Raw genomic sequence first — 23,235 nt, 5'->3', positions numbered from 1 at the left:
GCGCTGCGCCCGCAGCCGCGAAGGCATGTAGCCGTTACTTTCTGGCCCACGGCAACTTTCACGATTCTTTCACGCCGGACTGCCGGCCCCCTTCACGGCCCCTGCCTAGTATCAGGACAACCCCCGGGTCGCGCGGCATCCCCGCAGCGCGGATTGACTGGCTGTCTTAACGGGTTGTTTTAACGGGCTGTTTGTCGAGACAAGGGTTGTCTCCATCACACTGGAAGGATTGCGTCATGGCACATACTGATTCGCGGAGTGTTTCGGTTTCAAGCACCAACGCCAGCTCGATCGAGCGCTTCGAGGCGGCCCTGGAACTGCTGCACGGCTACTACGGCGACCCGCTCACGGTGATCGACCATGCCCTGGCGGAAGACCCCGGCTTCGTGATGGGGCATGCGCTGCGCGCCGGGATGATGATCACCGCCGGCGACGGCGCCGTAGCGCCGCTGCTGCGCGAAAGCGTCGAAGCAGGCGAAGCGCTGTCCGCCGGCGCGAACGAGCGGGAGCGCCGGCATATTGCCGCGGCGCGCGCCTGGCTGGATGGACACTTCACACGCTCGATCCAGCTCTATGGCGGCATCGTGATCGACTACCCGCGCGACAGCCTGGCGCTGCAGGTTGCCCATATCGGGGACTTCCTGCTCGGGCAGTCCACCTTGCTGCGCGACCGCATCGCCCAGGTGCTGCCCCACTGGAACACCCGCGTGCCGGGCTTCGGCTATGTGCTTGGCATGCATGCCTTCGGCCTGGAGGAAACGCACCGGTACGAGCAGGCCGAGGAACGCGGCCGCTTCGCGCTGGAACTGAACCCACGCGATCCCTGGGCGATCCACGCGGTGGCCCACGTGATGGAAATGCAAGGCCGCCAGGACGAAGGCATCGACTGGCTGAGCGGGCGTGCCGGCGACTGGTCGCAAGACAACATGATGGCCGTGCACAACTGGTGGCACCTGGCGCTGTTCCATCTGGAGCTTGGCCACGCCAGGCAGGTGCTGGACATCTACGACGCGCACATCCGCGAGAACCAGTCTTCGGTCGCACTGGAACTGATCGATGGCTGCGCCATGCTGTGGCGCCTGCACTTGCGCGGCATCGACGTGGGCTCGCGCTGGGACGAACTGGCCGACACCTGGCAGGCACGCGGCGCGCAAGGGTACTACGCCTTCAACGACACGCATGCGGCGATGGCCTTCCTGTGCGCCGGGCGCGATGACGCGCTCGCCGCCCTGCTCGCCGGCATGCGCGCCGCGGCCGCCGGAGGCGGCTGCAACGCGATGATGACGCGCGATGTCGGCCTGCCGGTGACCGAGGCTTTGATCGCCTTCTCGCGGCGCGACTACGATCGCACCATCGAACTGCTGATGCCGGTACGCCAGATCGCGCACCGCTTCGGCGGCAGCCATGCCCAGCGCGACCTGATCAACCTGACATTGATCGAGGCGGCGCTGCGCGGCGAGCACGCCAACCTGGCCTGCGCGCTGGCGGCCGAGCGCATGGAGCTCAAGCCGATGAACCCCAGCCTCAGCAAGCTGGTGCAGCGTGCCTCCGCGCTGCAGCGCGAAGCGGCGGACGGCACGCGGGACGCGGCGGCCGTGAAGGCGGCATAGGGCTGGTGCGGGATGTGTGCGGGATGGTGCGGAGAGCCCGACGGTGTCCTGAGTCAGCGACAACCGTTACGCATCCGGTGGACCATAAGCCACGGTGACCACGGCACGTGCGCCCGCGGCCACCCCCACCGTCTGCGACGGCGGCTGCGGTTTCAGGAGCGCGCTGCCCGTCAGCACGTCGGCGGCAACGACGGTATAGCTGCCAGCAACCAGGTTGGACAGCGTGGACGGCTGGGTAACGGTCTGGCGGAACTCGCCGGGCCCCAATACCGTGATGGCCGCCGACGTTCCTGACGGCAGGCCGAAGATCGAGATCGTCAGCGAGCCGGTGCCGTCATTGCCTTCGTCTTCCCCGCCCCCTCCGCAGGCCGCGATGCCAAGGCAGCAGGCGATGAAGAGTTGGCAAAGCGAGGATCGAAGTGCTGCAGGCATGACACGCTCCTTTCCCGGCTCAGGCACGGCCTTTCATCCCATCGCGTGCTGGCGCGATGCGGTTCGCGTGGGCAGGGCGAGGACCATTTCAATTCAATGACAGGGCGTGCCAGGGAGCGGCGTCCCATAGCTTGTTATCCCATGACAAGCATCGCCTTGCGTGAGGGGGCCCTCCGCACTCGCTTCCGGGTCGATGGGAAATCTTCCGACCTTGGTGCAGCAGAAACGAAATTCCGTCGAAGGCGCCGGGGAATTAGCCACTGTCGGGGAAACCATGGCGGAACGCCCGGCCGGCGCGGGCTGCTGAGGGGCTGGAAACTTGTTCGTCACTTGCGCAGCCTTGGGAGATGGCGCAGGCGCCGGAACGTTCCTCGTTGCTGGCGAAGCCGTGGCGGGTTGCTCAAGTCTTGGAACGCTTTTTGGGGCCGCGGGGGCTGTGGGGGCCATCGGGGCCGTGCGCCTGGTGGCTTGCTCGACGTTCCGCTCCTGTGCGCCGGGAGTAACGCACTGGCTGTTCTCGCAGATGCGCTCCCCTTTGCACTGCATATCATATTGGCATCCAACGGCTCCGGCGTGAGGAGCAAACCCAGCCGCCATTGATATGCCGAAAAGCACGCCTAGCGCTTTCATATTAGCTTTGGCCCCTTTGCCCTTTTTGGCGCCCTTCACGCTTCACTCGGAACGAGCGCTCGGCATGAACCCGTGGTCCGGAGGCGGGCACCATTTCTAGTATGGAATGCGCGCGCGCTGAGCGCCACCCTGGCCTGCTATGCAGAGGCGCGCTGACGGCCGCGCCATTGGATGCGGGCACGGCTAAGATGCACACACGAGAGCCACTTAGGAATCACTATCCGATCGGAGTCGGGAGTCGGGAGTCAGGACCAGTCAAAATCCAGAAGGTCCACAATGAAAGCGAATCAGGCATAGTGATCTGCGCGCAGGGTGAAGCGATGACCAACGGACGACGCGGAAGCGGTCCAAAGCTTTTCGGAACCGGACGGATCGTGCTCTGGCGCGGCGGAAGCATCTGGATTGGTCATGCGGAAGAGGAGACCGGGTTCCATGCGCATCACGCAATTCAGGTCACGCTCGCGCTCTCCGGTGGCCCGGTGCGCATCCAGAGTCCCGGGGAAGGCTGGGCGGCCTATCAAGCCGCGATCATTGCCGCAAATCACCCTCACGCCTTTGAGGCACGCCGCGAGCTGATTGCGCTGATCTTCACCGAACCCGAATCACACGAAGGAAGGATGCTGCGTGAACGCTTCCGTGCAGGAGTCGCATCGCTGACCCCAGATACCTTCGCCGCCGAGTCAGCGGCACTCGCGGCCGCCTATCACGCGGATGCCCCTGACAAAGACCTTATCCTCCGCGCCCGGGCCGTGATTGCAAGGCTCACCCTGGCCCTGGCTTCACCGCCAAAAGTGCTCGACAATCGGATCGAGCGCGCTATTGAAGTGCTGCGCGAACGGATCGGCGAGACGGTTACGATGACCGAGATCGCCGAGACCGTCCATCTCTCCCCGGAACGTTTCCGCCATTTGTTCCTGAAGGAAACCGGCATCCGGTTCCGGCCCTACGTGCTGTGGCTGCGCCTTGAACTCTCCCTCGCCTCATATGCTGCCGGGCACAACCTGACCGAAGCTTCCTGTGCCGGGGGCTTCGCCGACTCCGCCCATTTCTCCCGCACCTTCAAGCGCATGTTCGGCGTCCTGGCGGTCGGAATCCGCGTCCAGCGGGTCCGAGCCGAAACTTAGCCGTTTCGTTCAAGCTGCCCGCAATCCGGGACGGCAAACTGGCGACTCGTTTCCAACAGAAAGGAGCATCGCCATGAATCCCACCACCCAATCGCAATGCAAGTGCATCGCTTGCCCGGGCGCCAGCTGCACCTGCGGTTGCCAGAAGGCAGCCGAACGTAACGCTTGCTCCTGCGGGCCGCAATGCCCTTGCAGAGCCGGCAGCGGCCCTGTAACGAGCTGATTCACAGCCTGAGCCCGTAGGGTCGGCCCATGCCGTTTGGCCGGCCCGACGGCGTTCTCATCCTTCCCGATTTTCCCGAGTCGGCGTCACGACCGCATGTGCTTAAGTTCGTCAATGCGCAGGCGATAGCTTCGTAGCAGACAAGCCTTGTCGGCACACAGGTTGCGAGAATTACGAAGCCATGCCCGTTGGTCCGCGCGTAGCCGCGCCCTGTTGGCTGATGCTTTCATCTTCTGCTGATAAATTCCTGCCAGGACCTTATCGGCGCGCGCCAATTCCGCATCGCCGCAAATCAGCTGGGTTTGAATAGAAATGAACTGGCTGCAATCAAAACTTCGCATCAACGCAGTCCTTGTCTCGCCTTGAGTTTCCAGAAGCCCCGGCTTGCACAACCCCGGCAGAGACTTGCAAGCGACGTTGCGTCCGACCCACGCCATGTCTTGCGCACCATATTGCTTGACGAAGCGGTTGATGCCTGCATGGGTTACCCCCCGTTGCATTGCGTTTGCCGCGATGATCTCGTTGCAGAGCGAGTCCTCCGTATAGGTCCTCCCATCCCGCCGGTAGCAACTGTGAAAGCCAAGCAGCCCCGTACCAACGACGCTGCGGCGTTCCCCGGAAGCAAACAGTATGGAAGCGCAAGCGGACGCACACCTGGCATTATCCGGAACTGTTGTATAGACGCGGATCTTGTCCATCGCATCGACGATCCGGAACGCGGCCTCAACGTTGCCTCCTGAACTATTCAAGACGAGGGTCACGAGTCCTTCGCGATCACGGTCAGCTATTCTGGCGACCGAGAGGAACTTCTCTGCGTCACCGTCCTGGATTCGCCCTTCGCCGATGATCATTCTCAGATCAAGCTGTGGCTGGTGGTAGATCTTGAATTCCATTCCCGGCACCAGACCAGGACATATCAGAGCCGCAAGGCAAAGCCCGTGGAGCCACCTCCGGATCACGCGCCGAATCCCCACGCCCATCACCACCGAGTGCCCAGTGCTGCGCATAAACGCTCCCTCGGAATGCGAAGGTTGGCCGGTGCAATGGAGCCACCGGCAAAATCGGCTTTGTGCTCTCAAGCATATAGTGAGGACGTCGCCCCAGAGGAAAGTGCGTGGGTTGGGCTACCCTGAGAGACCGAGCCTGGGAAGGCCTGGCGTCTTCCGACGGAGGAGCGATCATGTGGATGAACTGGCTTCTGATCTTTGTTCCGGCCGCGATCGCCCTGGAACACCTCGCTCCAGCGCAGCATCTGCCGATCTTTGTCGCCTCGTCGCTGGCGATCCTGCCGCTGGCCGGCCGCATGGGCCATGCCACCGAGCAACTGGCGGAGCGTCTGGGCGAAGCCGTCGGGGGACTGCTCAACGCGACCTTCGGCAATGCGGCCGAACTGATCATCGCGCTGGCGGCATTGCGTGCCGGGCTCCAGGAGGTGGTGGAGGCGTCCATCGTCGGTTCCATTGTCGGCAACCTGCTGCTGGTGTTCGGCGCGGCGATGCTCGCCGGCGGCCTGCGCTATCCCGAGCAGCGCTTCAACCCGCGCGGCGCGCGTTCGCAGGCGACCATGCTGATCCTGTCGGCGATCGCGCTGATTCTTCCGGCCAGCTTCGAAGCCGTGGAGGGCAAGTCAGCGGTGCTGCTCCGGCTCAGCGCCTGGATCTCGATCGCGCTGCTCGTCGTCTACGGGCTGTACCTGGTGTACTCGCTGGTCACGCATCCCGCGCTGTTTCGCAGTGCGCACGAAGCGCAAGGGGCCGTGCCCGCAGGCACGGAGGACAAGCCCCCGGCCCCCGCGGGACGGGCGCTGGCGATACTGGCGGCGGCCACGGTCGGGACGGCGTGGATGAGCGAGATCATGGTGAATTCGCTCGAGCCGATGATGCGCGACTACGGGCTCAGCGACATCTTTGTCGGCGCCTTCTTGGTCGCGATCCTGGGCAATGCGGCCGAGCACGCCTCGGCGATTACCGCGGCGCTGAAGAATCGCATGGACCTGTCATTCTCCATTGCGGTCGGATCAAGCGTCCAGGTGGCGCTGTTCGTCGCGCCGCTGCTGGTGCTGGCGAGCCATTTCTTCGGACCGGAGCCGATGGACCTGGCCTTCCGTCCCGCGCTGGTCCTGATCGTGATCCTGTCGGTGCTGGTCACGGCGCAAATGGAGAGCGACGGCAAGGCCGACTGGTTCAAGGGCATCCAGCTGCTGGTCGTCTATTACGCCCTCGCGCTCACCTTCTTCTTTCTGCCGCAGTAGCCCGCGGCGCCCTTCAGCGTCCCATGCGGCGGTCATAGCTGCGCGATACGCGCTCGAGCAGCCCCGGGTCGCGCGGATTGGGCGCGTTGAATTCCACCCGCACGCTGCCGTCGCCCTGCTGGCGCACGCTCGCCATGACGGTGTCGCCGTCCCTGCTGCCGACCAGCGTGCCGGACGAGGGCTCCTGCGTGGTGATCACCAGGCCCTGGTCGCGCATGGCATCGGCGGCCGCGTAGAACGAGCGGTCGAAGCTGGCCGGCGCCCCCGGCGGCGCCGGGTAGCCGTAGTAGGTGCAGCCTGGCAGCGCGAGCACGGCGGCGAAGCTCAGGGCAAGGCTCATGGTCAGGCTCATGGCAATACGGGTGCGCAACATGGTGACGCCCTCCTCCACTTGAAGCTATGCCATCAGCAGCGCCTCGTATTCCTCCCTGGAACTGGTGGAGGGAATTGTCCGGTCCCATCGTCACCCTGTTGCCAGGCATCGCCAGCGCCTAACTGGCGCTTCTGCCCAAAAGATCATATAAACCTTAGCACAAGGCAGGTTATTGCCAAGGGGGCGCCGCATGCGTGCTTGCTGGGAACCGGGCCCGGCCCCGTGTACTTCGGCAGCGGCTACCTGCCTGCCGGCGATTACTGGCGGCTCGGCGCTATCTTTGGTGTCATCTACATTGTGGCATTTCTGCTGATTGGCGTGCCCCGGCTGATTTGAGGGAGCTGGACTATGAGACATCGGCTTGGGATCCTGCGGAAACCGGTCGCCGCGCTGGGCTGTCTCTGCCTGCTCGGTCTCGGGACGACGACGGCCATGGCGCGGCAGGTCTTCGACACGCCCGACGCGGCCATGGCGGCCTTCGGCAAGGCCGTCCGCGATAACGACGAGGTGGCGATGAAGGGCATGCTCGGCGCCAATTTCCGCAACGTCATTCCACCGGTTGGCGCCGACGTCCGGAAGCGCTTCGACAGTGCCTGGGCCGTGTCGCACCAGGTCCGGCAATCGGGCAAGCATGCCGTGATCGCAGTCGGCAATGACGGATGGACCCTGCCCGTGCCGCTGGTCAAATCCGCCAGGGGATGGCAGTTCGACACACAGGCTGGCGCCCGGGAAATGCGCGTGCGCCGCATCGGCCGGAACGAGCTGGCCGTGATCCAGACCCTGCAGGCGATCTGCGACGCGCAGACCGAGTACGCCGAGGCGAGCCACGACGGCGAGAAGCGGATGGTCTATGCCAGCAGGCTCTCCAGTACGCCGGGCAAGCACGACGGGCTCTATTGGCCGACCGGCGCGGGCGAGCCGCCCAGCCCGCTCGGGGCCGCCTTCCGCGACGCCGGCACGCGCAATGCGAGCAAGGAGGGCTACCACGGCTACCAGTACAAGCTGCTGACCGCGCAAGGGGCGCACGCCGACGGCGGCGCGCTCAACTATGTGGTCGACGGCAAACTGTTCGGCGGCTTCGCGGTGATCGCGTGGCCGGTGCGCTATGGCGACACCGGGGTGATGAGCTTCATCGTCAACCACAAGGGACAGGTCTACGAGCGCGATCTCGGCGCCAACAGCGCCGCCCGCGCCGCAGCAACGAAGTCCTTCGATCCGGCCCCCGGCTGGAGGAGGGTATCGCCATGAAAGCCCGTGCGCTCACCACAGCCTGTTGCGCCGTGCTGGCGCTGGCCGGGTGCCAGAGCGCCGCGCCGCCGGCAGTGAGTCCGTCTGGCGCGGGCACGGCGCAGGCACAGAGCCAGCCCGCGCCCTATAAGGCCGAGGAGATCGAGGCCATGGTCGCCCCGGTCGCGCTCTACCCCGATCCCCTGCTCTCCCAGGTCCTGATGGCCTCCACCTATCCGCTGGAGGTCGCCCTCGCCGCGCGCTGGGTCAAGGCGCATCCGGCCGTGCAGGGCGATGCCGCGGTCAAGGCCGTGCAGAACGAGTCGTGGGATGTCAGCGTGAAGTCGCTGGTGGCCTTCCCGCAGATCCTGGAGCCGATGGGCGACAAGCTCGACTGGACCCAGAAGCTTGGCGATGCCTTCCTGGCCCAGCAGAAGGACGTGCTTGATGCGGTGCAGCGCCTGCGCGCGCGCGCCCGGCAGGCCGGCCACCTCGAGTCGGGGCCACAGCAGACCGTGACCGTGGAAACGGCGGGCCCTGCCGGCTCTGCGCAACAAACCATCGTGCGCATCGAGCCGGCCAGCCCGGACGTGATCTACGTGCCCGTGTATGACCCCGCGATCGTTTATGGCGGCTGGGGCTATGCGGGCTACCCGTACTACTACTGGCCACCCTACGGCGCCTATTACCCGGGCGACTCCATCGGCAGCGGCATTGCATGGGGCATCGGCCTGGCTGCGGCCATCGCCATCTTCGGCAACTGCGACTGGAACAACGGCGGGGTCCATGTAGAGCATCACAAGGCGAGGAACATCGACCGCAATTTCGACGCAAGCAAGTTCGAGGGCGGACGCTGGCAGCATGACGCGCGCCACCGCCAGGGGGTTGCCTATCGCGACAATGCCACGCGCGAGAAATTCGGCCGCAGCACCGCGGACGCGGCGGGCCGCAACGGCTTCCGCGGGCGCGATGGAAGCGGTGGGGCCGGCGGCCGGGACAATGGCTTCCAGGGCGTAGGCAGCGGCGGCGGCGCCATGCAGCGCGACGCCAGTCGCGGGAGAGCGAGCCTGCAGTCGGGCTCGGCCCGTGCCTCCGGCTTTGGCGGCGGCGCGCGCATGGGCGGCTTTGGCGGACGGGGCGGCGGCGGACGGCGCTAGGGGATCCCTGCTTACGTTTCCTGCGTTGCCTTAACGGCTGGGCGGTTGAACTTCCCCAGGGTGCCAGCCAAGACCCTGCGGGGAACCGGTTCGGCTTGGCCAAGACCCCGCGTAAACCCCAATGACATAAGCGTTACATTGACAGTTTGCTGACAGCCTTCCCCCCATAGAATCTGCCCCTTGCAAGCCTGCGGCGCGTGCCGGATAGCATCCGGCATCGGCGCACCAGCGGTTCGGACACCTCGACAGGAACACAGATGGAAAACGGAGCACGCGAACAGATCCCGGCCACACTAATCCCCGGCGACGGCATCGGCCCCGAAGTCGTAGATGCCACCGTCAGGGTGCTGGACGCGCTCGGCGCCCCGTTCGCCTGGGATCTCCGGCGCGCGGGCATGGCCGGCGTCGAATACAGCGGCGACCCGATGCCGGAAGACACGCTCGACAGCATCGGCCGCACCGGCCTTGCGCTGAAGGGCCCGCTGACCACGCCGGTGGGCGGTGGCTTCCGCTCGGTCAATGTGCGCCTGCGTGAGGCATTCAACCTTTACGCCAATGTGCGCCCCGCGCGAACGCTGGTGCCCGGCCGCTTCGACAACATCGACCTGGTGCTGGTGCGCGAGAACGTCGGCGGCTTCTACGTGGCGCACGACTACTACATCCCGGTCGGCGACGACCCGCATGCGGTGGCGGTGTCTACGGGCACCAACACGCGCGACGCCTGCCGCCGCATTGCCCGCTTCGCGTTCGAGTACGCCGTCAAGAACGGCCGCAAGAAGATCACGGTGGTGCACAAGGCCAACATCCTGAAGGCGCTCACCGGCATCTTCCTGGAAGCGGCGCGGGAAGTCGCTGGGGACTACGCCGGGCGCGTCGAGATGGACGACATCATCGTCGACGCCTGCGCGATGCAGCTGGTGCTCAACCCGTGGCGCTTCGACATGCTGCTCTGTACCAACCTGTTCGGCGACATCCTGTCGGACCAGATCGCCGGCCTGGTCGGCGGGCTGGGCATGGCGCCGGGCGCCAACATCGGCGACCACGCGGCGATCTTCGAGGCGGTCCATGGCTCGGCGCCCGACATCGCGGGCAAGGGCATTGCCAACCCGATCTCGCTGATGCTGGCCGCCGGGCTGATGCTCGACCACGTGGGGAGGCAGGACCTCGCCGCGCGGTTGCGCAGTGCCATCGAGCTGACGCTCAACCAGGATCAGGTGAAGACCGGAGACCTCCACGGCACGGCCTCCACGCTGCAGTTTGCCGACGCGGTAACCAGGCGCATCGTTTCCGCGGGCTGACCGCCCAAGCCCGGCCGGCAGGCGGCGTCCGCCGGCCGGCGCAGCAAGCCTTGCCAGCGCGCAGGGCTGCCCCCACGGTCGTTCCTCCATGTTCCGGCACGCTGTCCCGTGCCGGCGGGATCGGCTTTGCCTTGAAATCCGTGCGCCGGGACGACGCACACAGCCGGCTCGGGTGTCCCCCTCGTGCCTCCCTCGTGGCCATTCGTGGCTTCGTGGCCTGGCCGGCAAAGAGATACAGAAATAAATGTTGACCCTGCTCGCCTACTCGATGGTGATCGTGTTCATGGCACTGATCATGACCAAGCGGCTCTCTGCCATGGTGGCGCTGATCCTTGTGCCGATTGCCTTCGGCGCGGCCGGCGGCTTCGGCCCGGAACTTGGTGCGATGATGCTCGACGGCGTCAAGAAGCTGGCGCCGACCGGCGTGATGCTGATGTTCGCCGTCCTGTATTTCGGCCTGATGATCGACGCCGGCCTGTTCGACCCGGTGGTGCGCTTCATCCTGAAGCTCGTCGGCGGCGACCCGGTCAAGATCGTGGTCGGCACCTTCGTACTGGCGGCGCTGGTATCGCTGGACGGCGACGGCTCGACGACCTACATGATCACCTGCGCCGCCATGCTGCCGCTCTACAAGCGTCTCGGCATCAGCCGGCTCGTGCTGGCGTGCGTGATCATGATGGCGGGCGGGCTGATGAACATCCTGCCCTGGGGCGGCCCAACCGCGCGCGCGGCCAGCGCGCTGGGCGTGGACGTGGGCTCGCTGTTCGTGCCGATGATCCTGCCGATGATCGTCACCGGCATGTGGGGCGTGTTCGTGGCCTTCGTGCTGGGCCGCCGCGAGCGCAACCGGCTTGGCACCCTGGCGCTGATGAGCGCCGGGCCAGGCCACGCCGGTCTGTGTCCGGGCCACGACGGCGACACCGGGCCGGCGGTTGCCGCCGGCGATCCGCAGATCGCCAGGCCCAGGCTGCTGTGGTTCAACTTCCTGCTGACCATCGGCCTGATGGCCATGCTGATTCTCGGCACCCTGCCGCTGCCGGCCCTGTTCATCGTGGCTTGCGCGATCGCGCTGATGGTCAACTACCCGACCCTGCAGGAACAGAAGGAGCGCATCGGCGCGCACGCAGCCAACGTCGTGCCGGTGGTGTCGCTGATCTTCGCCGCCGGCGTCTTCGTCGGCATCCTGTCGGGCACAAAGATGGTCGACGCCATTGCCCACAGCGTGATCAGCGCCGTACCTGACTGGATGGGTCCCTATATGGCCCTGGTGACCGGTGTGCTGAGCGTCCCGTTCACATTCTTCATTTCGAACGACGCGTTCTATTTTGGCATCCTGCCGATCCTGGCCAAGGCCGCCGCGGTCTACGGCATCGGCGCCGTCGAGATCGGGCGCGCTTCGCTGATCGGGCAGCAGGTCCACCTGCTGAGCCCGCTGGTCGCCTCAACCTATCTGCTGGTCGGCCTGGCGGAAGTCGAGTTCGGCGACCATCAGCGTTACACCCTGCTGTGGGCGCTCTCGGCGGCGGTGGTCATGCTGGTGGCTACAGTTGCCTTCGGGGTGATCCCGGTGGTGGGCCATATCGGCTGACGGCGAGGAATACCACGCCAGCATGGATTCTCCGGCGTCTCACAATTTCGCTTTCAGGTGGCCGATCCATCAACTTGGCCAAGTGCCCCGCCCCGATACCGCCCCGCTTGGCACCTACTCATCTCTTCGGCTATCCTGATCAGGCATGCTTGGCGTTGCGACGCTGTCATGAAAGGATTTCTGAGCACAATATCTTTGCATACCGAATTTTGAGGACGAGATGGCGACTGGCACTGTGAAGTGGTTCAACAGCGAAAAGGGGTATGGGTTCATTACGCCAGACGATGGCGGCAAGGACCTGTTTGCGCATCACAGCGAAATCCAGGGGACTGGCTTCAAGTCACTCGAGGAAGGCGCAAAAGTTGAATTCGAGGTCACGCAAGGCCAGAAAGGCCCGCAAGCATCGAAGATTCGCAAGCTATAGCCGCTCGCGCCGGGCAGCACCCCAATACAGAGCCAAAGAGGCCCTTTTTCATTGCAAAGGGCCTCTTTGTTTTTGAGGTACTGGTGTCCTCCGGGGGCGTTCGCCCCGGCATGCCGTTCGGGCATGCCACTGTCGCTGCTAGCGACAGTGGCCTGTCCCCACGTCATTCCATATGCTGGCCGCCGTTGATGGCGAGGTTCGCGCCGGTCACATACGCCGCATCTTCGGAGCAAAGGAAAGCAACCAGTCCCGCCACTTCCTCGGGCTTGCCCAGGCGCCCCATCGGAATCTGCGGCAGTATCTTGCTGTCCATGATCTCCTTCGGCACGGCCGTCACCATCTTGGTGGCCAGATAGCCCGGCGATACCGTGTTCACGGTTACGCCTTTCCTGGCGACTTCCAGGGCCAGCGCCTTGGTGAATCCGTGCATGCCTGCCTTGGCCGCGGAATAGTTGGTCTGGCCAAAGGCGCCTTTGGAACCGTTGACCGACGAGATGTTGATGATCCGGCCCCACCCGCGCTCCACCATGCCCTCGTAGAGGGGCTTGGTGACATTGAACACAGAGTCGAGATTGGTCTTTATCACCGAGTCCCAGTTCGGCTTGTCCATCTTCTTGAACGCCATATCACGCGTAATGCCGGCGTTGTTCACCAGGATGTCAACGCGGCCCAGTTCGGCCAGGATCCTTGCCATGCCTGCCTGGCAACTCTCGTAGTCCGCCACATCGACCTCGTACGCGTGGATCTCGCGGCCGCCCTTTGCCATGGATGCCAGCCATTCCTGGACTTTGGCGTTGCCCGGCGAATGCGTGACCACCACATGATTGCCTGCGTCATGCAAGCGGATGGAAATGGCCTCTCCCAGGCCACCCATGCCGCCGGTAACCAGTGCGATTCTTTTTGTCATGCTGATTCTCTCTTTTTCAAGGTTAAAGGACCCCTGGCCTGCCGAACGGCAGGCCGACGTTAGCGGCTTACGCAACAGGTACCGCCCCTGGCCGCGCCATGCAGCAAGGGGCAACCGGTCGAGGACCGACTTTCTTATGGAATGGATACTGGCCAGGCCGGTGCGCGCTCCGCGCCCGGTCCGCGGGCTAGCTGCGCGTTGGCTGGCTATTCGAACCCATGGCCGCGCCAGCGGTAGAGGTGAACGTGGCGGAAGCCAGGCCGGCCATTTGCTGGTGGATGGCTTGCGCGGAGCGGTAGGATTCCCTGGCGGTATCCAGGGTCGCCTGCAGCGTGGCGGAAATTGCATCGGAACCTGCCGGGGCGTTCTTCACGAAGGTGTCTACGAAGGCCTGCACATTGCGCTGGTGCTGCTCGTATTGCTCTTCAACGGCCCTGGCCAGTTCGGCCTGCGCCTGGGTTGCGATCTCGCACACCTGGCGCGCATACGAGATGGCTTTGTCTGCAGCAGACTCCGGCACATCGCCCTGGACTGACAGTACATCCCGGAGATTCTTGCTGGCCGATACGGCCTGCATCATTGTCTGCCCTTCAGCCATGGCTGCCTTGGCTGCCTGCAGGTTCAGTTCCGTCAGCTTCTGGATGCCTTCGATGGTCGTGTTGGACAGTCTTGCCAGATTGGCCAGATTGTTCTTATGGACTGCCGCGAGCTGATCGGACGTAAAAAAGGACATGGATCGGGTTATTCCTCTTATGGTCGCCGGGTGTCGCCTGCCGCAAGGCTACAGAGCACCGGTCGAGCGTGGTTTCCAAATGGTCATGGCACCGCCGGCGGGCGCGACAACCGAGGCAAAGATTAGAGGAGTTGCTCTAATTTCGTCCCTAGGGACTTACCCACAAGGGGAGCGGGTCCAACGTCAGTATGTGACTTAAGCGCCATGTATGTAACATTTGGCTACATCATATCGCATAATGTCAGCGTACGGGTATTGCCACAGGAAGACAGCAGGTCTATGCCATCCTGCATCTGTTGAATGGCGACAAGCAGAACCTGACCGCGCCGAGTTCACTGCCATCACCGACTGGCGGTGCGAGAGCCGCAGCCGCCATTGGCGGCTAGCGTGCCTGCTACACCGAAACCAGGCTGAGGCTATGCGACCAAGAGCATGGCCACGTTGCGTTCCGCCAGCGCTGCGATCGTGCGCGAAGGGTTCAGGCCCAGCGGACGCGGGACGATCGCACCGTCCATGACATACAGTCCTTCGTAGCCAAATACCCGGCCCCATGCATCAACGACGCCGTCCGCGGGGGACGTCCCCATGTTGCAGCCCCCTAGCGGGTGCGGCGTGATCAGGTTGTGCCAGCGTCGCCAGGTGAGCGGCACCCACGGATCTCCGCCGGTCGCTGCCGACAGCCGCGTGTGCGCGGCAATCATGGACTCGATGACCGCGACCGAGGCCTGATAGGACCAGTCGAGCCGCAGCACCTGACGCCACGGCGCGTACCACGTGCGGCCCAGCCTCAGCCGGCCATTGCCCGGATCCACGCCCTGTCCGAACCAGGGCATCATCCGCTCGACCGGATCGCCGTCGTCAAACAGTTCCCCTACTTCCCTCCACACAGCGCGCAGCTTGCGGGAACGCGCTCTCTTCATGTGGCGTCGGATGAAGTTGCCTGCGAGGTTCGGGATGCCGCCGTCCTCCACGAAGAGCGCCTGTCCGTTCGGGCCGCTGTGGTCCAGCAGGTCGATTGCGGCAGAGATTGTAACGCCATGAGAAGGAGAGATCGTCCTGTTGCCATACCAGGCTGGCGTCACGAAGTCGCCGTTGTGAGCCCAGCCATATCCCAGCCGTGGTGAAAGCCTGGGCAGGGTGCGATGCTGATCCCGGCAGCGCAGCAGCAGCTCGGTGCTGCCGATGGAGCCGGCGCCCAGGATCACCCGGATGGCCGTGACTTCGCCGGGGCTCGTGGTCTGGTCTTCCGGGTCGATTTTCCGGAAGCACACCCGCCAGCCCTGCTCCAGCGGCTCGAGCCTGTCCACCAGGTGCAAGGGGCGGATCTCGGCGCCATTGTCTTCGGCCACCGCCAGGTAGTTCAGGTCCAGCGTATTCCTGGCTGACACCTGGCACCCCACGTCGCAATTGCCGCAATGGACACATGTGCCCTGCCACCGTCCGTGCTGGTTCAGGAAGCGCTCTGAATGCCGGTCATCGCGGGCGTCTGGCCGCGTCGGGTCCCAGCTGCTGGAAAACGACACGGCCAGCGGCAGTTTGCGGAATCGCTCGCCCCATCCGCAGGCTTCCGCCCCCTCGCGCAATAGCCGGGTCCGCTCGCTCAACTGGTTATCCGGCACTTCGCTCACGTCGAGCATGCGCCCCACCTGCTCGTAATGGGGCTGCAGGCCCTCATAGGTCACGTCTTTCGGCCAGCCGTGCAGGAACGCCTCTGGCTTGGCTTCCACGGAAACGTTGGCGTAGATCAGCGAGCCACCGCCGACTCCGGCCCCGGCGATGACCCAGACATCGGAGAATGTCCGGATATCGGCCCAGCCATTGAAGCGATGTGCGCGCTCCTGGTTCCACAGCCAGGGATCATTCTCGTCGCGCGGATAGTTCGCCGGGCTCCAGCGGCGGCCGCGCTCGAGCACCAGCACCTTGCGGCCAGCCTGCGCGAGCCTGCAGGCCGAGACCGCGCCGCCAAAGCCGCTGCCGATGACGACGACATCGTATGCCAGCGCATTGCGCGTCATGCCGCCCCCTGTCGCTGGATGATGATTGCCTTCTCCTCGATCATCTGTACCGCCTCCGGCGGCGATACCTCACCGTCCGCCGGCACGAACCGCGGGCCGCTTGCGCCAGGCTGGGCGCGCACGCGCCAGGTGCTGCGGACCTTCGTCAGTTGCCTGACACCCTCGCCCAGCTTCCAGCGACGGCAAACCTTTTCCAGCTTGAGCGGGTAGATCGTCAATTGCCCGCCCTCGAACCGCATCCGCAGGAAGCACTTGTAATCGGCGATGCGCTGGGACGAGAACACCTCCTCGGGGTGCAGGCGCCACAAGGCGTTGCCCAACACCATCCATACACCGAACAGCAGGCCGCCGACGGCCCCGCCCAGCAACATGGCCTCGACCAGGAAAAACAGGATGGGTGGCGGATTGTCAGAGCCGAAGCCATGGATGTTAAAACGCGTGATGAGCCATAGCAGGGCGATCGCCAGTGCCAGGTGCAGCAGCCCGTGCAGCGCGCCGACGAGGTACGCCAGCCCGACGCCGCGCCTGACATCCCTGGTCGACAGGGCAGCGCAGGTCGAGACGATCGCCGCCGCGTACACCACCGAGGCCGGGCTATGCGCCATGACCCGGAACAGTTCGCCATACACCGCGCCGATATTCCCGAATGTCACCTCGAGGCCAGCCAGCCATTGCACAAAGCCGCGCTGGCCAGGGCCAGGCAAGACTGCCAGGCTCGCGCTCTGGACGATCCAATCGAATAGCAAATACAGGATCGCCACCAGTACGCAGAACGACACGTTGCGCGCTGGCAGTTGCCACGCGCGATTGCGCAGTTGCCGGGACGTCTCCTTCTCCGGATACGCGGACTGCAGCGCATAGGCTTGCCTGGCCGCGCCCACGACAATAGGCCGCGGCGGGTCCGGCAGCTGATGTGTGCCGTGGAGAAAGGCGCCCCCGCCTCCGCAGGTGATGCGATGCGGCCCCGCCGTGCCCGCTCTCGGCACGTAATGCGCGTAATGGTGCGAGTTGCCGGCCAGTACCAGCGCGAGCCGGTCGCCCAGCATCCCCTCGATCTCGCCCAGGCTCCGGAAGCGCGCCGTCTTGGTCTCGATCGACGGCACGGCCCGCCGTTCGCCGCGGCGCACACGCTCCATCTCGTCAATCCAGCTCGGCTCGGGCGCGCAGAGCACGACAAGATCGCCGGGCTGCAGCGCCGCGTACATTTTCTGGAAGTATTCGCGCTGCGGCCGGTCGATTTCCGATTCCAGCTGCAGGTCCAGTCCCCAGACCCACCAGCCGCCGGGCAGCTGCAAGGCATAGTAGCCCGTGCGCTGGCGCGTCTCCCAGCCGCCCACGGGCTTGCCGCTGCAGAACAGCCGGGCGAAGCCGCGCAGGCCATCGTACCAGTCGTGATTGCCTGGCGTGGCGACCATCCACGGCGCATCCGGCACCTCGATCGGCTGGTCGCTGTATGCAGGGCCCGCGGATCCGACCGGCGCAGGGAACGCCGCGCGAAACGGATCGACAAAACGCGTCCGATAGCCATCATGCGCGGGTGTCGGATATACCTGGTCGCCGCCGAGCAGCAGCACCCTGGCCCGTGGCAACGTCGCGCCAGCCTCGCGCAGCGTGACAGCATGACTGACGCACAACGCCATGGAATACGACGCGTCCCAACCATCTCCCGTGTCGGCCAGATAGTCGACCCAGACCCCGCCGCCCTCGTCAGCCGGGACGGGGATCGGCGGATTCGGATTCAGGGTGGTGAGCGCAGCCTGCACCATGCGCTGGTCGGCAAAGGCCCCGACTGCCATCGCCACGGCAACGCGCATGGCGGTGAACGGAAGCTGCAGCGGGCTCAGCCAGTTCACCATGGTTCGTTGCGTATACAGCTCCACGCGTCCGGTCGCAGCAGGCGCGGAAGGGATCGTCGCGGCGCCGGCGGCATGGGTCGCCGGTTGCGACCCGCCCGGACAGGGCGACCCTGGTGCTGACCCGGAATGCTTCATCGCCATCCTCCCAAGACTTCCTGGCCGTCTGCACGGAATCGGGCCACGCGCGACTGTCGGCGCGACACCGGCTGTTTCCAATGCGCTCTCGCCTTCAGCCCCTCAACATCTCCAGGGCTTCCGCAATTGCCCGCCTGATCCGCGTATACGTGCCGCAACGGCAGAGCACGCAGCTCATCTGGTCGACGATCTCGGTTTCCTTCGGATTGCGGGTGCGCTTGAGCAGCGCGCTCGCCGCCATCAGTTGCGCGCTCTGGCAATAGCCGCACTGCACGACCTCATGCTTCAGCCAGGCCGCCCGCAGGGCGCTCGCCTCGGGGCCGTCGAGCCCTTCGATGGTGACGATCTTCTTGCCTGCCATCTCGCTCGCCTGGTGCTGGCACGACAGCAGCATATTGCCGTCGACATGCACCGCGCAGGCGCCGCATACCCCCACGCCACACCCGAACTTGGTGCCCGTCAGCTTCAGCTCGCAGCGCAGCACCCACAACAGCGGCGTGCAGCCGTCAGAGCGGATTTCGACGCGCTTACCGTTGACACTGATCTGATTGTCTGGCATCACAGGCTCCGGAAGGCGGCAGGGTCTTCAGCAGCGGCAGGTCGCGCAAGCGTTCGCCGGTCGCCTGGAACAAGGCGTTCGCCACCGCTGGCGCGATCGGCGGCGTGGTGGACTCGCCGACGCCCTGTGGCGGGCCCTTCGACGGCATGACGTGCACCTGGATGTCCGGGCAGTCTCGCAGGCGCATGGCCGGAAACGCGGTGTAGTAGTCCTCTTTCACCTTGCCGCTCTCCAGCGTAATCTTCTGCCACAGCGCTGCCGACAGCCCGAACACGACGCCGCCCTCTACCTGCTGCTCGATCAGGGTCGGGTTGACCGGCATGCCGCAATCGATGGCGCAGAAGACGCGATCCACGCGGACCTGCCCCGTGCTGTCCACGGACACCTCGGCGACCTGAGCCACCACGCTGCCGAACGACTCGTGCAGGGCCACCCCGCGCCCCACCTTCACCACGCCAGGCTTCTTGCGCAAAGGCTGGCCCCAGCCCGACATCTTTCCCGCCTGCTCCAGCACCGCGCGCTGGCGCTCATCCCTGAGCAGGCTCATGCGGTAGTCGAGCGGATCCTTGCCCACCGCCGCCGCCAGCTCGTCGACAAAGCTCTCCATGAAGAAGGCGTGGTGCGAGTGCCCCACGGAGCGCCAGTAGCCGACCGGAATGGCAAGGTCCACGCTCTGGTGGCCGACCCACACGTCCGGCCAGTCATAGGCCTGGTCGAAGGCCCCCTCCACCGTCGACTTGTCCAGCCGCGACACGAAGATGTCCGGCAGCCCGAAGTTGCGTTTTGCGGTGCTCTCCAGCACTGACTGGCTGGCCGAGATATTGCGCACGGCGATGACTTTGCGGTTCCCGTCGAGCCACGCTTCAAAGCGCGACACGCTGGCCGGACGGTAGAAGTCATGCCGCATGTCCTCGGGGCGCGACCAGATCGTCTGCACCGGCACACCCTTGCGCTTCGCGGCGATGGCGGCCGCCTGGCAGATGAAATCGACTTCCAGCCTGCGCCCGAAGGCACCGCCGATGGATAGCTGGCGCAGTTCGACCTGGTCCGTGTCCAGCCCGATCGTCTTCGCCACGCAGCGGCGCGCCAGCCCGGGCATCTGCGTGGCGGCCCACACGACGGCGCGGCCGTCCTCGACCAGCACCGTGCAGTTGACCGGCTCCAGCGCGGCATGCGCAAGGTATGGCGCCGAGTACAAGACCTGGATGGCGGGCTTGCCCTGCTTCATGGCCCGCCCGTCACCATGCTCGTACCAGACGCGCGGGCCCGAGGCGTCGAGCGCCTTCACCAGCGTGTCGCGGATGCCCTCGCTCGACAGCTTCGCAGCTTCTCCTTCGTCCCACTTGCACTGGACCTTTTCGACCGCCTGCATGGCGATCCACGCATCGCTGGCGATCACGGCCACCCCGCCGCTGCCGCCCGGGAACGGAGGCAGCGGGACGAGGTCGAGCACGCCGGGCAGCGCCTTCACATCGTCCGGCGGGGATCCCCGCAGCTTGCCGCCCAGCGTCGGGCACATCTGCACGCTGGCGTAGACCATCGCGTCCGCCACCACGTCGATGCCAAAACTGGCTTTGCCGTGGAGCTTGGCAGGGGTATCAAGGCGCGCCGCGCGGGTGCCGATGAGCCTGTAGCTGGCTGGGTCCTTCAGTTCCACCTTGCGTGGCAAAGCCTCGCGCGCGGCAGCCGCGGCCAGTTCGCCGAAGGTGGCACTGCGTCCGGACGGGTGCACCACCTTGCCGGCCTGCGCGCTGCAGTCCTCGGCCTTGACGTCCCACTGCTTGGCCGCTGCCGCGCACAGCATCATGCGGGCGGCGGCGCCGGCCTCGCGCATCGGATTCCACAGGTCCCTGATGCTGGTGGAGCCGCCGGTGAACATCATGCCCACCTCGCGCACGCCCTTGCGCGTGAACCATTCCGCCGCGCGCCTGGGCCACCCCTTGTCGTCCGGCCGGAACGGCAGGTTGGCGACCACGCCCTCGATGTTGTTGTACAGGTTGTCGACGGGCGACGGCTCGACGCGGATCTGCGACCAGTCGGCCTCCATCTCCTCGGCCAGCAGCATGGCCGCGCCGGTATGCACGCCCTGCCCCATCTCGGCCTTGCTCATCACCACCGTGACGGTGTTGTCGGACGCCACCTTGACCCAGCCGTTCAGCGCGAACTGCCCGTCGCGCACTGGCGGCGGATTGCCCGTCAGCCGCTGGCGCGGCGGCAGCCACGCCCATCCGATCACCAGCGCACCGGCAGCGCCCGCACCGCCGAGCAGGAAAGCCCTGCGCGTCAACATGGCAAGACAGCCAGACCGATCATCATCATAGGTAGCCCCCCGTGCCGCCCATGGCATGGCCTATATTAGGTCGGGAAGTGGCGTAGTGCGAATGCAAACACATCGCTGGCGCCATTGCGCAACAGCCCGCACGGCTGCTGCCGCCCTGCCCGTCGATCAATTTCTTTTTTTGAATCAGAGGCTTAGGCTACTGCAGGAAAAAGGCCGATTGCCGGAGAGGCGAGACTTGAGCGCGTGCCAAGGCGGGAATGGCGTTGCCGCCGTAGGGAAGGCGGCAGAACTCGATTAGTGACCGACTTAGTGACCGACGGCCGCGCTCGAGTTGAAGCGCGCTGCTGACGCCCTCGGATTTGCTGCTTGTTTGATGGTCAGCGCGATGCAGGAAACGAGGCCGGCAACAGCCACCATGGCGAAGATTCCGGTGAACCCGACGTGCAGACGGGTGAGCTCGGCTACCAGGAACGAACCTGCAATCCCGCCAAAGCGACCAATGCCCAGCATCCATGCGACGCCAGTACCGCGGCCGGCAGTCGGATAGAATGCAGCGGCAAGTGCTGGCATCGAGGACTGCGCAGTGTTCATGAGCACGCCGGCGAGGAAGACGACCAACACCAGCAGGCCCACATTGCCAACCGCCTGTCCGATGCCGTACACGGAAATTGCTGTCAACGCATAGCAGATGGCGATGACGCGATTGGCGTTGAACTTGTCCATCAGGACGCCGCAAAGCACAGCGCCGATACCACCCAGAGGGAACAGTGCCGAGATGAGCGTGGCTGCCTTCTGCGTCAGGCCCGCCTCTTTCAGCAGGATGGGCATCCAGTTGATCGACGCGTAGAAAATAACCAGGCCCATGAAGTAGGCAAGCCACAGCATTACAGAGCCAACGACATATTCTCGGGACAGGACCACGCGGATCCCTTCCTGGCCGGCGGTTTCAGCAGGCTCGACAGCGACAAACTCAGCCGCTTCGACTCGCGTGCCGGTGATGCGCTCAAGCGTCCGACGAATCTTCTCCTGCGATGTCTTCTTGGCAACCATGTAGCGAACTGACTCAGGAAGCAGAAGCACAAGGAACACCAGAAGAACCAGCGGTGCCACACCGCCAAGGTGGAGAACACTGCGCCAGCCGAATGTCGGAATCATCCAGGCCGCCAGGAATCCACCAAAAGCCGCACCCAGCGGGAAACCGCAGAACATCAGATTCACGATTGCGGCTCGACGCTTGTCCGGGCAGAACTCGCTCATGAGCGTCACAGTGTTCGGCATGGCCGCCCCAAGCCCCAAGCCGGTAATGAACCGGAGAACCGTCAACTGAGTGAGCGTTACCGCGTAACCGGATGCCAGACAGGCAACGCCAAAGATCCCGACGGAGATGATGAGCATGACTCGGCGGCCCAGGCGGTCTGAAAGCGGGCCGGCGACGAGGGCACCCCCCGCCAGACCAAACAGGGCCGCGCTCAGCACCGGCGCAAGCGCTGGCCGACTAATACCCCACTCGCCGATCAGGGATGGTGCGATGAAGCCAATGGCTGCAGTGTCGAAGCCGTCGAGTAGCACGACGACAAAGCACATGGCGAAGACGAACCACTGAAACGAGGAAAACGGGTGGTTATTGATAACCGCCTGCACATCCACCGCGGCACTCGCTGCTGATTTCTGGTTTGGGGGCACGATGTCTCTCCGTATAACAAAATGGAATTGAACCTGGTCTTTTCTTCGACTCTATGTTCGCCAAGCGTATGCCTGCTTGTTTGGTGAATTGTTGTTTACGTGCGCAATGGTAGTGATTGGAGTCCTCGCTTCAGATTCGGGATAGGTCGTTGATTTGCACGCCGCAACTGGCGCGGGAAAAGAACAGGGATTAGGCGACGTCACGGGCCCAGGAATCAGGCGCGCGCTCACCCCTTTGTTGTCCCCTACACACAACGTGCCCTCTCGCGCCCTGTCGTCGGGCACGAGAGGGGCGAGTGCCGGCGCTCAAGGAACGAGCGTCACTCCCTCCCTCTCGAAGGAGTGCTCTGAAAGATGGAAATCAGGAGGCAGGGTCTACGATGCGCACTGCATCGGCAGACCAACGTAGTTCTCGGCAAGGGATGCAGCGCCGAGCGGAGAACTCGTGACATAGTCGGACCTGAAAAATTCAGTCTGAGAGCTCAGCGTGACTGAAAGGCGGAGGATTCTGGGCCCTCATCAAACGACTGCGGCATGTGGGCTGAGTCGATTGGCGGCATCGGTGGCGAACCGGGCCATCCCTGTGAGCAAAGCTAAGACGAAAAAAAGCCCGCGGATACCGAGGCGGGCAATGGCCCGCAGCAGCCAACGGAGATTGAAGCCTGCGGCACAGAGGATCGGATGGACAGTGTCACCGATTTCGCCTTTCAACCAGTTCCGGCGCATGCC

Annotated in this window: 19 protein-coding genes and 1 pseudogene; 9 read left to right on the top strand and 11 right to left on the bottom strand. The window is 64.8% G+C overall.

All coding sequences use genetic code 11. The features are described from left to right. Positions 1–236: 236 nt before the first annotated feature. Positions 237–1,610 (top strand): tetratricopeptide repeat protein, encoded by a 1,374-nt coding sequence (locus K309_RS0128270; protein ID WP_029049494.1) that lies wholly within the window; start codon positions 237–239, stop codon positions 1,608–1,610. Positions 1,611–1,676: 66 nt separating this feature from the next. Here K309_RS0128270 and K309_RS0128265 read toward each other — a convergent pair whose 3' ends face one another. After that, the gene (locus K309_RS0128265) at positions 1,677–2,042 is read right to left on the bottom strand and encodes a hypothetical protein (RefSeq protein WP_029049493.1); all 366 of its coding nucleotides are present in this window, start codon (positions 2,040–2,042) and stop codon (positions 1,677–1,679) included. 950 nt (positions 2,043–2,992) lie between these two features. Between K309_RS0128265 and K309_RS37725 the strand changes: the two genes are divergently transcribed. Further along, on the top strand, positions 2,993–3,796 hold the full coding sequence (locus tag K309_RS37725; protein WP_035878522.1) for a helix-turn-helix transcriptional regulator: 804 nt from the start codon (positions 2,993–2,995) through the stop codon (positions 3,794–3,796). Positions 3,797–4,105: 309 nt separating this feature from the next. On the opposite strand, the gene K309_RS0128255 is transcribed toward K309_RS37725, so the two are convergent. Continuing rightward, positions 4,106–4,912, bottom strand: coding sequence for a lysozyme inhibitor LprI family protein (locus tag K309_RS0128255; protein ID WP_369796540.1), 807 nt, complete (start codon positions 4,910–4,912; stop codon positions 4,106–4,108). A gap of 293 nt (positions 4,913–5,205) precedes the next feature. On the opposite strand from K309_RS0128255, the gene cax reads away from it, so the two are divergent. Then, positions 5,206–6,270, top strand: coding sequence for a calcium/proton exchanger (cax, locus tag K309_RS0128250; RefSeq protein ID WP_232232520.1), 1,065 nt, complete (start codon positions 5,206–5,208; stop codon positions 6,268–6,270). A 13-nt stretch (positions 6,271–6,283) separates the two neighbouring features. Here cax and K309_RS0128245 read toward each other — a convergent pair whose 3' ends face one another. Further along, complete coding sequence (locus K309_RS0128245; RefSeq protein WP_051320659.1) at positions 6,284–6,622, bottom strand: hypothetical protein; 339 nt, start codon at positions 6,620–6,622, stop codon at positions 6,284–6,286. 39 nt (positions 6,623–6,661) lie between these two features. On the opposite strand from K309_RS0128245, the gene K309_RS44130 reads away from it, so the two are divergent. The 6 genes from K309_RS44130 (at position 6,662) to K309_RS0128215 (ending at position 12,337) form a co-directional block, all read left to right on the top strand. Continuing rightward, complete coding sequence (locus K309_RS44130; RefSeq protein WP_156914467.1) at positions 6,662–6,979, top strand: anion permease; 318 nt, start codon at positions 6,662–6,664, stop codon at positions 6,977–6,979. A gap of 12 nt (positions 6,980–6,991) precedes the next feature. After that, complete coding sequence (locus K309_RS0128235) at positions 6,992–7,891, top strand: DUF2950 domain-containing protein (protein WP_035878516.1); 900 nt, start codon at positions 6,992–6,994, stop codon at positions 7,889–7,891. Beyond that, positions 7,888–9,027, top strand: coding sequence for a DUF3300 domain-containing protein (locus tag K309_RS0128230; protein WP_029049488.1), 1,140 nt, complete (start codon positions 7,888–7,890; stop codon positions 9,025–9,027). The genes K309_RS0128235 and K309_RS0128230 overlap by 4 nt, the downstream gene beginning before the upstream one ends. A gap of 257 nt (positions 9,028–9,284) precedes the next feature. After that, complete coding sequence (locus K309_RS0128225) at positions 9,285–10,325, top strand: isocitrate/isopropylmalate dehydrogenase family protein (protein WP_029049487.1); 1,041 nt, start codon at positions 9,285–9,287, stop codon at positions 10,323–10,325. A gap of 244 nt (positions 10,326–10,569) precedes the next feature. Then, the gene (locus K309_RS0128220) at positions 10,570–11,913 is read left to right on the top strand and encodes a CitMHS family transporter (RefSeq protein WP_029049486.1); all 1,344 of its coding nucleotides are present in this window, start codon (positions 10,570–10,572) and stop codon (positions 11,911–11,913) included. 220 nt (positions 11,914–12,133) lie between these two features. Continuing rightward, entirely contained in the window at positions 12,134–12,337 is a 204-nt protein-coding gene (locus K309_RS0128215; protein ID WP_029049485.1) for a cold-shock protein, read from the top strand. A 163-nt stretch (positions 12,338–12,500) separates the two neighbouring features. Here the strand turns inward: K309_RS0128215 and phbB are convergent, their stop codons facing one another. From phbB to K309_RS43245, 8 genes and pseudogenes are all read right to left on the bottom strand, one after another. Continuing rightward, positions 12,501–13,244 carry an acetoacetyl-CoA reductase gene (phbB, locus tag K309_RS0128210; RefSeq protein WP_029049484.1) on the bottom strand — a complete coding sequence of 248 codons (744 nt, stop codon included), beginning with the start codon at positions 13,242–13,244 and terminating at the stop codon, positions 12,501–12,503. 187 nt (positions 13,245–13,431) lie between these two features. Next, positions 13,432–13,977: a TIGR01841 family phasin gene (gene phaP / locus K309_RS0128205; RefSeq protein WP_029049483.1), complete on the bottom strand. Its 546-nt coding sequence runs from the start codon at positions 13,975–13,977 to the stop codon at positions 13,432–13,434. A 416-nt stretch (positions 13,978–14,393) separates the two neighbouring features. Next, positions 14,394–15,992, bottom strand: coding sequence for a GMC oxidoreductase (locus K309_RS0128200; protein WP_029049482.1), 1,599 nt, complete (start codon positions 15,990–15,992; stop codon positions 14,394–14,396). Further along, a complete protein-coding gene (locus K309_RS0128195; protein WP_029049481.1) occupies positions 15,989–17,983 on the bottom strand; it encodes a hypothetical protein in 1,995 nt (664 codons plus the stop codon). Before K309_RS0128195 ends, K309_RS0128200 begins: the two co-directional genes overlap by 4 nt. A 94-nt stretch (positions 17,984–18,077) precedes the next feature. After that, positions 18,078–18,542 carry a (2Fe-2S)-binding protein gene (locus K309_RS0128190; RefSeq protein ID WP_029049480.1) on the bottom strand — a complete coding sequence of 155 codons (465 nt, stop codon included), beginning with the start codon at positions 18,540–18,542 and terminating at the stop codon, positions 18,078–18,080. Further along, positions 18,511–20,832 (bottom strand): xanthine dehydrogenase family protein molybdopterin-binding subunit, encoded by a 2,322-nt coding sequence (locus K309_RS0128185; protein ID WP_029049479.1) that lies wholly within the window; start codon positions 20,830–20,832, stop codon positions 18,511–18,513. The genes K309_RS0128190 and K309_RS0128185 overlap by 32 nt, the downstream gene beginning before the upstream one ends. 297 nt (positions 20,833–21,129) lie before the next feature. Further along, positions 21,130–22,506, bottom strand: coding sequence for an MFS transporter (locus K309_RS0128180; protein ID WP_232232519.1), 1,377 nt, complete (start codon positions 22,504–22,506; stop codon positions 21,130–21,132). Positions 22,507–23,025: 519 nt separating this feature from the next. Then, positions 23,026–23,235 (bottom strand): annotated as a pseudogene (locus K309_RS43245) (IS5/IS1182 family transposase); the annotation flags it as partial.

The organism is Cupriavidus phytohabitans (assembly GCF_000426345.1).
In the GTDB taxonomy this organism is placed as follows: Bacteria; Pseudomonadota; Gammaproteobacteria; order Burkholderiales; family Burkholderiaceae; genus Cupriavidus.
Note: the sequence above shows the minus strand (reverse complement) of the source record. Positions and strands in the feature narration are given on the sequence as shown.